Genomic DNA, 12,446 nt, shown 5'->3' on the forward strand with positions numbered 1-12,446 from the left:
ATGAGAAATTTTACCCCTTTCTTTATTGAAAAAGTAAAGTCCTTTTTGATAGTAATTTTATTGTTGAGTAGCTTTTTAAGTTATTCCCAGTTGACGTTAGATTTTCAAAACGCTACAATCAATAATGGAGGTCTTGATTTAGAAGTAGGTACCCAGTATCGTTTTGCTAACGTAGGAGTAGATCCTGAATCAGGAAATGCTGTGGATTGTTTGGTAACAATTGCTGCAGCTAATGCCTGTTCATTAACCCAATTTGATGATAATACCTCTATCTTGGCTACTGGAGTTTCGGATTTTAATCCAATCTTACAAATAGATGGAGCAACTATTGTAAATGGTTCTAGCGAAGGTGGTTACGTAGATTTTTTGTTTGAATTTGTTTGGAATGCTGATAACTCGGTACCTATTTTTATTGAAACCGATACATTTACTTATGATATTGATGGTAATAATGGTGATATAAGAGAATATATCGAAATTGACGGCTTTCGTAGTTATACCATTAATTCTCCTTCAGAATTAGACTTTGTTGCACCTAATCGATTTGAATCCAGAACTGATCTAGTAAATCCTGGCATCACGGCAGCAGATCAATGGATTGCTAGAACTCGATACTTATTTAATTCATCGTTTACGTACCGCGCTGGAGTAATGAGGGATGCTGGTACGTCGACAACAGCACGTTTAGTTGGTTTAGCTTTTCAACCGGTCGGATTTTCTAACCCTACAACAGTTACAGTTGATTCAGATGGTGATGGTTTAACCGACGATGTAGATCTTGATGACGATAATGATGGTATTTTAGATATCGTAGAATGTTTTACGGCGCCTACAGTAACTGGAACTTTTGATACCTCAAATACTTCGTTTGGTTTTACTGGTACGGGAGGAACTGGACCTGCAGAGCTTGATTTTGTGGAGATCAATTCGATACAATACAATAACTTTATACTTCCTGATACTTACGTTTCAAGTTTTCCAACAGCTGATGATGCAGATGTATACGAAGAGTTAAATAATACTAGTGGTCAAAATACTGGTCCCACTGGTGCTAACATAGAAAACCCCACTTGGGATAACCTCATTTTGGCAGCTTTTCGTGATCCGAATTTTAATCATTATCAGGCCCTATCTAACGGGATTCTTGCGACTGATTTCTATACTCTTACTTATGATACCCCAATTCCCGTTTCAGGAGAATCTTTTATATTAACCTCAGAGCGTGACGGTAATAATGGTTTTATCATTACTATGTTTGATGCAAATGGTAACACATTAGGAACTGAAAATATAGATCCTGCAGATGGTGATTATATTGATACTGGAATACCAACACGTCTTACTGGTCAAAATATTAATATTTCAGTAATTGCATTATCTGATATCGTTCCAGCTGGCTCTTTGATAAAGTCCATACGTGTTGCACCTTTAACTGCTGGTGATGGTGGTGATGGTAAGGTGTTTATAGTTTCAGGTGGATTTACTTGTGTAGATACTGATGGTGATTCTGTAATAGATAGTTTAGACTTAGATGCTGATAATGACGGTATTTATGATGCAGAAGAAGCAGGTCATGGCCAGCCGTATATTGACGGAAGAGTTACTGGTCCAGTTGGTACTGATGGTGTTCCTGATTCAGTTCAAGCAACTGGTCAAGAAGATAATGGTACAGTAAATTATACCATACAAGATTCAGATGGAGGTCTTCAAGAACCAGATTGGAGGGATACAGATTCTGACGAAGATGGTTGTTCTGATGCAAATGAAGCGTATTTTGATCAAAATGCAGACGGTGGGGATGATGGCCAGTATGGAGTTGATCCGGCGGCAGTAAACGGTTCCAATGGTTTAGTTATTGCTGCAAGTTATTCTACGGCAACACCTGTAGATTCAAATGGTAATTCCATTGATGACTATACCGAGAGCGGTCCAGATGTAGATGGCAATGGTGTTCCAGACAGTTGTCTTATCCCGGTAGATACTGATGGGGATGGTGTATTTGATAATAACGATATTGATGACGATAATGATGGTATTCTAGATATTGTGGAGTCACAAGGTTTGGGAGATCCATCTCAAGACAATGATGGTGATGGAATCTTGAATTATCAAGATGCAGATTTTTGTACACTGAATGTCAATGGTGTTTGTGCATTATTGGATGGTGATAACGATGGATTGCCTAATCATTTGGATTTAGATTCAGATGGCGATGGAATCCCTGATAACAATGAAGCTCAAGTAACTTTAGGTTATATAGCTGCAACCGATTCTAATAGTGATGGCATTCCAGATGTTAATGCAAATGGTCTACCTACAAGTTATGATTTTAATGGTGATGAACTAGGTTTATTACCTGTAAATACAGATACTGTAGATCAACCAGATTATTTAGATTTAAATTCTGATAATCAAGGTGCAAATGATACCATAGAGGCTGGACTAACTTTGTTAGGTGTAGACGAAGATAATGATGGTCTAGATGATGCTATTGATACTACGCCTGGTCCAATAGGAACTTATGCAGATCCTAATGGAACGATAAATGATACTGCCATTCTTCCAGATACAGATAATGATTTGAATGAAGGAGGAAATGTAGATTTTAGAGATCGACGTTTACCTAATGATGCTGATGGTGATGGAGTTAATGATATAGATGATCTAGACGATGATAATGATGGTATTACTGATGTTGTTGAAGGTTTTGAGTTCTTTACAGATAATTCAACGACATGTACCGGTCAAACTTATAATTTTACTGGCGCAACTTTAATAAGTGGAACTGCTGGTAACGTAGGTGCTAGGTATAGATTTCCGTCCGTAAGAACTGGAGTAGATGCGATCATAGAAATAACTCAAAGGTCTGCTGGTGCTACATTGAATAGCATAGATAATGCTTCTGGAGATCCTAATGCTTGGCAACCAGTTATTAATTATACAGCTGCTTCAAGTGGAGACCTGACTGTAAGTTTTAGAATAGAATTAGTAGATTCCGTTACCTCTTTGCCGGCAACTGTGGAGAGAATAGGTGGTTTTATACAGGACATTGATAGTGACGGTACAGGTAGGATTAGAGAGTTTTACAGACTTAATAACTTAGTAGGTTATTCTTTAAATGAGCCTACAAATGTGATTGCTCAAGATTTACCGGGCGGTCTTACTCAGTTTAGAGCAAATGGTACAGGTTCTGCTCCTATCGAGCCAGTTGATACAAATCCTGCATATAAAGTTTTCTTCCAAAGACAAGATGTTAATCAGTTTAATTATGTAATTGGAGTTACTAAAAATATAAATTCAACTGCAAGTAGGTTTTATAGTATTCAATTTGATGAATGTGTAATTGACGATTTTGGATCAAATCCTACGATTGTTATTTTAAATGCACCTGATCAAGACGGCGACTTGACTCCTAATTATTTAGATGATGATTCTGATGGTGATGGTTGTAGTGATACGGTAGAGGCTGGTTTTATTGACGCTTTCGCGAAAGCGGATGAGGACGGAATCCTTGGAAATGCTGCCCCTGAATCAGTGGATGGTAATGGTTTGGTTACTTCTGGAGAAATGGGACAAGGTTATACTTCTCCTGCAATGACTGGTACAACGACTTTTGACTTTTTAGATCCAGCGATAAATATTGCTTGTTCAACAACTTTAGATATTAATAAGACAAGTACTTTTAATCCCCTTACTGGGATTATCAACTATACTTACGAGGTTCTTAATTCAGGAACTAATTTTGCATTTGACATAGACGTTGTAGAAAACTTAGGAACATTTACAGGAAATAATACTCCTGTTCCTGTTCCTGTATATAGTTCTGGAGGTACTAATGAAGGAGGGAACCCAGCTATAATAGATTTAAGACCAGGAGCAACTTTGTTTTTTACAGCTACTTATACCATAAATCAAACAGATATAAATACTGGTCAAGTGGACAATCAGGCCACTGCATCAGCAACAGATGATAATGGCGACCCTATTTCAGATATTTCTGATGATGGAAATGATGGAGATGGTAATGTTGATGACGATATTACGGTAACTCTTTTACCTTCTGGATCAGTAAATGGACACTTGTACAGTGACATTAATGGAAATGGAACTCAAGACGTAGGAGAACCTGATCTCAATAACGTTGATGTTGTCATAACGCCTACTAATGGTAGTCCAGTTACTGTAACGACTGATGTAGATGGTAATTATATTGCCACTGTTCTAGTTGGTACCGCAAGTGTTGATATAGATAATACAGATCTTCCATTAAATTCAATTCAAACAGAAGGGACTGATCCTACCAATGTTACAGTGACAGATGGTAATAATGTTTTTGAGGAGGATAATGGATTTACATTACCATCAATCACGATTGGTAATGTAACGGTAACTGAAGGAACCGATGCAATAGCAACAGTACCAGTAAGTATTGATAATCCAAGCAGTGTAGATACGGTAGTAAGTATCACAACGGTAGATAACACAGCAGAAGATCCATCAGATTACACGAGTACGACAGTAACAGCAACGATTCCAGCAGGACAAACCACAGTAGATGTAACGATCCCAATTATCGATGACAACGTAGGTGAGCCAACGGAAGACTTTAATGTAAATGGAACAGTTGTAAGTGGTAACACCTCTAATACCGATCCAAGTGGAACAGTAACAGTATTGGATGATGATACGCCATCAGTAACGATTGGCAATGTATCTGTAACTGAAGGAACCGATGCAACAGCAACAGTACCAGTAAGCATTGATAATCCAAGCAGTGTAGATACGGTAGTAAATATCACCACGGTAGATAACACAGCAGAAGATCCATCAGATTACACGACCACGACAGTAACAGCAACGATTCCAGCAGGACAAACCACAGTAAATGTTAGTATTCCAATCACGGATGATAATGTAGGTGAGCCAACGGAAGACTTTAATGTAAATGGAACAGTTGTAAGTGGCAACACGAGCAATTCAAGTGATAGTGGAACAGTAACGATCACGGATAACGATACCCCAGCATTTAGTGTAGGAGATGTAACAGTAGCCGAAGATGGTGGAAGTGCCAGTGTACCAGTAAGCATTGATAATCCAAGCAGTGTAGATACGGTAGTAAGTATCACTACAGTAGATAACACGGCAGAAGATCCATCAGATTACACGACCACGACAGTAACAGCAACGATTCCAGCAGGACAAACCACAGTAAATGTTAGTATTCCAATCACGGATGATAATGTAGGTGAGCCAACGGAAGACTTTAATGTAAATGGAACAGTTGTAAGTGGCAACACGAGCAATTCAAGTGATAGTGGAACAGTAACGATCACGGATAACGATACCCCAGCATTTAGTGTAGGAGATGTAACAGTAGCCGAAGATGGTGGAAGTGCCAGTGTACCAGTAAGCATTGATAATCCAAGCAGTGTAGATACGGTAGTAAGTATCACCACAGTAGATAACACAGCAGAAGATCCATCAGATTACACGACCACGACAGTAACAGCAACGATTCCAGCAGGACAGACCACAGTAAATGTTAGTATTCCAATCACGGATGATAATGTAGGTGAGCCAACGGAAGACTTTAATGTAAATGGAACAGTTGTAAGTGGCAACACGAGCAATTCAAGTGATAGTGGAACAGTAACGATCACGGATAACGATACCCCAGCATTTAGTGTAGGAGATGTAACAGTAGCCGAAGATGGTGGAAGTGCCAGTGTACCAGTAAGCATTGATAATCCAAGCAGTGTAGATACGGTAGTAAGTATCACCACAGTAGATAACACAGCAGAAGATCCATCAGATTACACGACCACGACAGTAACAGCAACGATTCCAGCAGGACAAACCACAGTAAATGTTAGTATTCCAATCACGGATGATAATGTAGGTGAGCCAACGGAAGACTTTAATGTAAATGGAACAGTTGTAAGTGGCAACACGAGCAATTCAAGTGATAGTGGAACAGTAACGATCACGGATAACGATACCCCAGCATTTAGTGTAGGAGATGTAACAGTAGCCGAAGATGGTGGAAGTGCCAGTGTACCAGTAAGCATTGATAATCCAAGCAGTGTAGATACGGTAGTAAGTATCACCACAGTAGATAACACAGCAGAAGATCCATCAGATTACACGACCACGACAGTAACAGCAACGATTCCAGCAGGACAAACCACAGTAAATGTTAGTATTCCAATCACGGATGATAATGTAGGTGAGCCAACGGAAGACTTTAATGTAAATGGAACAGTTGTAAGTGGCAACACGAGCAACCCAAGTGATAGTGGAACAGTAACGATCACGGATAACGATACCCCAGCATTTAGTGTAGGAGATGTAACAGTAGCCGAAGATGGTGGAAGTGCCAGTGTACCAGTAAGCATTGATAATCCAAGCAGTGTAGATACGGTAGTAAGTATTACAACAGTAGATAACACAGCAGAAGATCCATCAGATTACACGACCACGACAGTAACAGCAACGATTCCAGCAGGACAAACCACAGTAAATGTTAGTATTCCAATCACGGATGATAATGTAGGTGAGCCAACGGAAGACTTTAATGTAAATGGAACAGTTGTAAGTGGCAACACGAGCAATTCAAGTGATAGTGGAACAGTAACGATCACGGATAACGATACCCCAGCATTTAGTGTAGGAGATGTAACAGTAGCCGAAGATGGTGGAAGTGCCAGTGTACCAGTAAGCATTGATAATCCAAGCAGTGTAGATACGGTAGTAAATATCACCACGGTAGATAACACAGCAGAAGATCCATCAGATTACACGACCACGACAGTAACAGCAACGATTCCAGCAGGACAAACCACAGTAAATGTTAGTATTCCAATCACGGATGATAATGTAGGTGAGCCAACGGAAGACTTTAATGTAAATGGAACAGTTGTAAGTGGCAACACGAGCAATTCAAGTGATAGTGGAACAGTAACGATCACGGATAACGATACCCCAGCATTTAGTGTAGGAGATGTAACAGTAGCCGAAGATGGTGGAAGTGCCAGTGTACCAGTAAGCATTGATAATCCAAGCAGTGTAGATACGGTAGTAAGTATCACTACAGTAGATAACACGGCAGAAGATCCATCAGATTACACGACCACGACAGTAACAGCAACGATTCCAGCAGGACAAACCACAGTAAATGTTAGTATTCCAATCACGGATGATAATGTAGGTGAGCCAACGGAAGACTTTAATGTAAATGGAACAGTTGTAAGTGGCAACACGAGCAATTCAAGTGATAGTGGAACAGTAACGATCACGGATAACGATACCCCAGCATTTAGTGTAGGAGATGTAACAGTAGCCGAAGATGGTGGAAGTGCCAGTGTACCAGTAAGCATTGATAATCCAAGCAGTGTAGATACGGTAGTAAGTATCACCACAGTAGATAACACAGCAGAAGATCCATCAGATTACACGACCACGACAGTAACAGCAACGATTCCAGCAGGACAAACCACAGTAAATGTTAGTATTCCAATCACGGATGATAATGTAGGTGAGCCAACGGAAGACTTTAATGTAAATGGAACAGTTGTAAGTGGCAACACGATCAACCCAAGTGATAGTGGAACAGTAACGATCACGGATAACGATACCCCAGCATTTAGTGTAGGAGATGTAACAGTAGCCGAAGATGGTGGAAGTGCCAGTGTACCAGTAAGCATTGATAATCCAAGCAGTGTAGATACGGTAGTAAGTATCACCACAGTAGATAACACAGCAGAAGATCCATCAGATTACACGACCACGACAGTAACAGCAACGATTCCAGCAGGACAAACCACAGTAAATGTTAGTATTCCAATCACGGATGATAATGTAGGTGAGCCAACGGAAGACTTTAATGTAAATGGAACAGTTGTAAGTGGCAACACGAGCAATTCAAGTGATAGTGGAACAGTAACGATCACGGATAACGATACCCCAGCATTTAGTGTAGGAGATGTAACAGTAGCCGAAGATGGTGGAAGTGCCAGTGTACCAGTAAGCATTGATAATCCAAGCAGTGTAGATACGGTAGTAAGTATCACCACAGTAGATAACACAGCAGAAGATCCATCAGATTACACGACCACGACAGTAACAGCAACGATTCCAGCAGGACAGACCACAGTAAATGTTAGTATTCCAATCACGGATGATAATGTAGGTGAGCCAACGGAAGACTTTAATGTAAATGGAACAGTTGTAAGTGGCAACACAAGCAACCCAAGTGATAGTGGAACAGTAACGATCACGGATAACGATACCCCAGCATTTAGTGTAGGAGATGTAACAGTAGCCGAAGATGGTGGAAGTGCCAGTGTACCAGTAAGCATTGATAATCCAAGCAGTGTAGATACGGTAGTAAGTATCACCACAGTAGATAACACAGCAGAAGATCCATCAGATTACACGACCACGACAGTAACAGCAACGATTCCAGCAGGACAAACCACAGTAAATGTTAGTATTCCAATCACGGATGATAATGTAGGTGAGCCAACGGAAGACTTTAATGTAAATGGAACAGTTGTAAGTGGCAACACGAGCAATTCAAGTGATAGTGGAACAGTAACGATCACGGATAACGATACCCCAGCATTTAGTGTAGGAGATGTAACAGTAGCCGAAGATGGTGGAAGTGCCAGTGTACCAGTAAGCATTGATAATCCAAGCAGTGTAGATACGGTAGTAAGTATCACCACAGTAGATAACACAGCAGAAGATCCATCAGATTACACGACCACGACAGTAACAGCAACGATTCCAGCAGGACAGACCACAGTAAATGTTAGTATTCCAATCACGGATGATAATGTAGGTGAGCCAACGGAAGACTTTAATGTAAATGGAACAGTTGTAAGTGGCAACACGAGCAATTCAAGTGATAGTGGAACAGTAACGATCACGGATAACGATACCCCAGCATTTAGTGTAGGAGATGTAACAGTAGCCGAAGATGGTGGAAGTGCCAGTGTACCAGTAAGCATTGATAATCCAAGCAGTGTAGATACGGTAGTAAGTATCACTACAGTAGATAACACGGCAGAAGATCCATCAGATTACACGACCACGACAGTAACAGCAACGATTCCAGCAGGACAAACCACAGTAAATGTTAGTATTCCAATCACGGATGATAATGTAGGTGAGCCAACGGAAGACTTTAATGTAAATGGAACAGTTGTAAGTGGCAACACGAGCAATTCAAGTGATAGTGGAACAGTAACGATCACGGATAACGATACCCCAGCATTTAGTGTAGGAGATGTAACAGTAGCCGAAGATGGTGGAAGTGCCAGTGTACCAGTAAGCATTGATAATCCAAGCAGTGTAGATACGGTAGTAAGTATCACCACAGTAGATAACACAGCAGAAGATCCATCAGATTACACGATCACGACAGTAACAGCAACGATTCCAGCAGGACAAACCACAGTAAATGTTAGTATTCCAATCACGGATGATAATGTAGGTGAGCCAACGGAAGACTTTAATGTAAATGGAACAGTTGTAAGTGGCAACACGAGCAACCCAAGTGATAGTGGAACAGTAACGATCACGGATAACGATACCCCAGCATTTAGTGTAGGAGATGTAACAGTAGCCGAAGATGGTGGAAGTGCCAGTGTACCAGTAAGCATTGATAATCCAAGCAGTGTAGATACGGTAGTAAATATCACCACGGTAGATAACACAGCAGAAGATCCATCAGATTACACGACCACGACAGTAACAGCAACGATTCCAGCAGGACAAACCACAGTAAATGTTAGTATTCCAATCACGGATGATAATGTAGGTGAGCCAACGGAAGACTTTAATGTAAATGGAACAGTTGTAAGTGGCAACACGAGCAATTCAAGTGATAGTGGAACAGTAACGATCACGGATAACGATACCCCAGCATTTAGTGTAGGAGATGTAACAGTAGCCGAAGATGGTGGAAGTGCCAGTGTACCAGTAAGCATTGATAATCCAAGCAGTGTAGATACGGTAGTAAGTATCACTACAGTAGATAACACGGCAGAAGATCCATCAGATTACACGACCACGACAGTAACAGCAACGATTCCAGCAGGACAAACCACAGTAAATGTTAGTATTCCAATCACGGATGATAATGTAGGTGAGCCAACGGAAGACTTTAATGTAAATGGAACAGTTGTAAGTGGCAACACGAGCAATTCAAGTGATAGTGGAACAGTAACGATCACGGATAACGATACCCCAGCATTTAGTGTAGGAGATGTAACAGTAGCCGAAGATGGTGGAAGTGCCAGTGTACCAGTAAGCATTGATAATCCAAGCAGTGTAGATACGGTAGTAAATATCACCACGGTAGATAACACAGCAGAAGATCCATCAGATTACACGACCACGACAGTAACAGCAACGATTCCAGCAGGACAAACCACAGTAAATGTTAGTATTCCAATCACGGATGATAATGTAGGTGAGCCAACGGAAGACTTTAATGTAAATGGAACAGTTGTAAGTGGCAACACGAGCAATTCAAGTGATAGTGGAACAGTAACGATCACGGATAACGATACCCCAGCATTTAGTGTAGGAGATGTAACAGTAGCCGAAGATGGTGGAAGTGCCAGTGTACCAGTAAGCATTGATAATCCAAGCAGTGTAGATACGGTAGTAAGTATCACCACAGTAGATAACACAGCAGAAGATCCATCAGATTACACGACCACGACAGTAACAGCAACGATTCCAGCAGGACAGACCACAGTAAATGTTAGTATTCCAATCACGGATGATAATGTAGGTGAGCCAACGGAAGACTTTAATGTAAACGGAACAGTTGTAAGTGGCAACACAAGCAACCCAAGTGATAGTGGAACAGTAACGATCACGGATAACGATACCCCAGCATTTAGTGTAGGAGATGTAACAGTAGCCGAAGATGGTGGAAGTGCCAGTGTACCAGTAAGCATTGATAATCCAAGCAGTGTAGATACGGTAGTAAGTATCACCACAGTAGATAACACAGCAGAAGATCCATCAGATTACACGACCACGACAGTAACAGCAACGATTCCAGCAGGACAAACCACAGTAAATGTTAGTATTCCAATCACGGATGATAATGTAGGTGAGCCAACGGAAGACTTTAATGTAAATGGAACAGTTGTAAGTGGCAACACGAACAACCCAAGTGATAGTGGAACAGTAACGATCACGGATAACGATACCCCAGCATTTAGTGTAGGAGATGTAACAGTAGCCGAAGATGGTGGAAGTGCCAGTGTACCAGTAAGTATTACTACTCCAAGCAGTGTAGATACGGTAGTAAGTATCACTACAGTAGATAACACAGCAGAAGATCCATCAGATTACACGACCACGACAGTAACAGCAACGATTCCAGCAGGGCAAACCACAGTAAATGTTAGTATTCCAATCACGGATGATAATGTAGGTGAGCCAACGGAAGACTTTAATGTAAATGGAACAGTTGTAAGTGGCAACACGAGCAACCCAAGTGATAGTGGAACAGTAACGATCACGGATAACGATACCCCAGCATTTAGTGTAGGAGATGTAACAGTAGCCGAAGATGGTGGAAGTGCCAGTGTACCAGTAAGCATTGATAATCCAAGCAGTGTAGATACGGTAGTAAGTATCACCACAGTAGATAACACAGCAGAAGATCCATCAGATTACACGACCACGACAGTAACAGCAACGATTCCAGCAGGACAGACCACAGTAAATGTTAGTATTCCAATCACGGATGATAATGTAGGTGAGCCAACGGAAGACTTTAATGTAAATGGAACAGTTGTAAGTGGCAACACGAGCAACCCAAGTGATAGTGGAACAGTAACGATCACGGATAACGATACCCCAGCATTTAGTGTAGGAGATGTAACAGTAGCCGAAGATGGTGGAAGTGCCAGTGTACCAGTAAGCATTGATAATCCAAGCAGTGTAGATACGGTAGTAAGTATCACCACAGTAGATAACACAGCAGAAGATCCATCAGATTACACGACCACGACAGTAACAGCAACGATTCCAGCAGGACAAACCACAGTAAATGTTAGTATTCCAATCACGGATGATAATGTAGGTGAGCCAACGGAAGACTTTAATGTAAATGGAACAGTTGTAAGTGGCAACACGAGCAACCCAAGTGATAGTGGAACAGTAACGATCACGGATAACGATACCCCAGCATTTAGTGTAGGAGATGTAACAGTAGCCGAAGATGGTGGAAGTGCCAGTGTACCAGTAAGCATTGATAATCCAAGCAGTGTAGATACGGTAGTAAGTATCACCACAGTAGATAACACAGCAGAAGATCCATCAGATTACACGACCACGACAGTAACAGCAACGATTCCAGCAGGACAGACCACAGTAAATGTTAGTATTCCAATCACGGATGATAATGTAGGTGAGCC

General features: G+C 41.0%; 1 protein-coding gene (only partly in view). It reads left to right on the plus strand.

Annotation, left to right across the window (positions count from 1 at the left end):
* A protein-coding gene (locus DDD_RS17860) for a Calx-beta domain-containing protein (RefSeq protein WP_015362705.1) crosses the window boundary here: on the plus strand, nucleotides 1–12,446 show its 5' end (the start). Its footprint extends 16,300 nt past the window's final position; 12,446 of the gene's 28,746 nt are visible here — the first part of the coding sequence; the start codon lies at nucleotides 1–3; its stop codon lies off the right edge, out of view.

Origin of the sequence: Nonlabens dokdonensis DSW-6, from assembly GCF_000332115.1 — a bacterium.
Lineage (GTDB): Bacteria > Bacteroidota > Bacteroidia > Flavobacteriales > Flavobacteriaceae > Nonlabens > Nonlabens dokdonensis.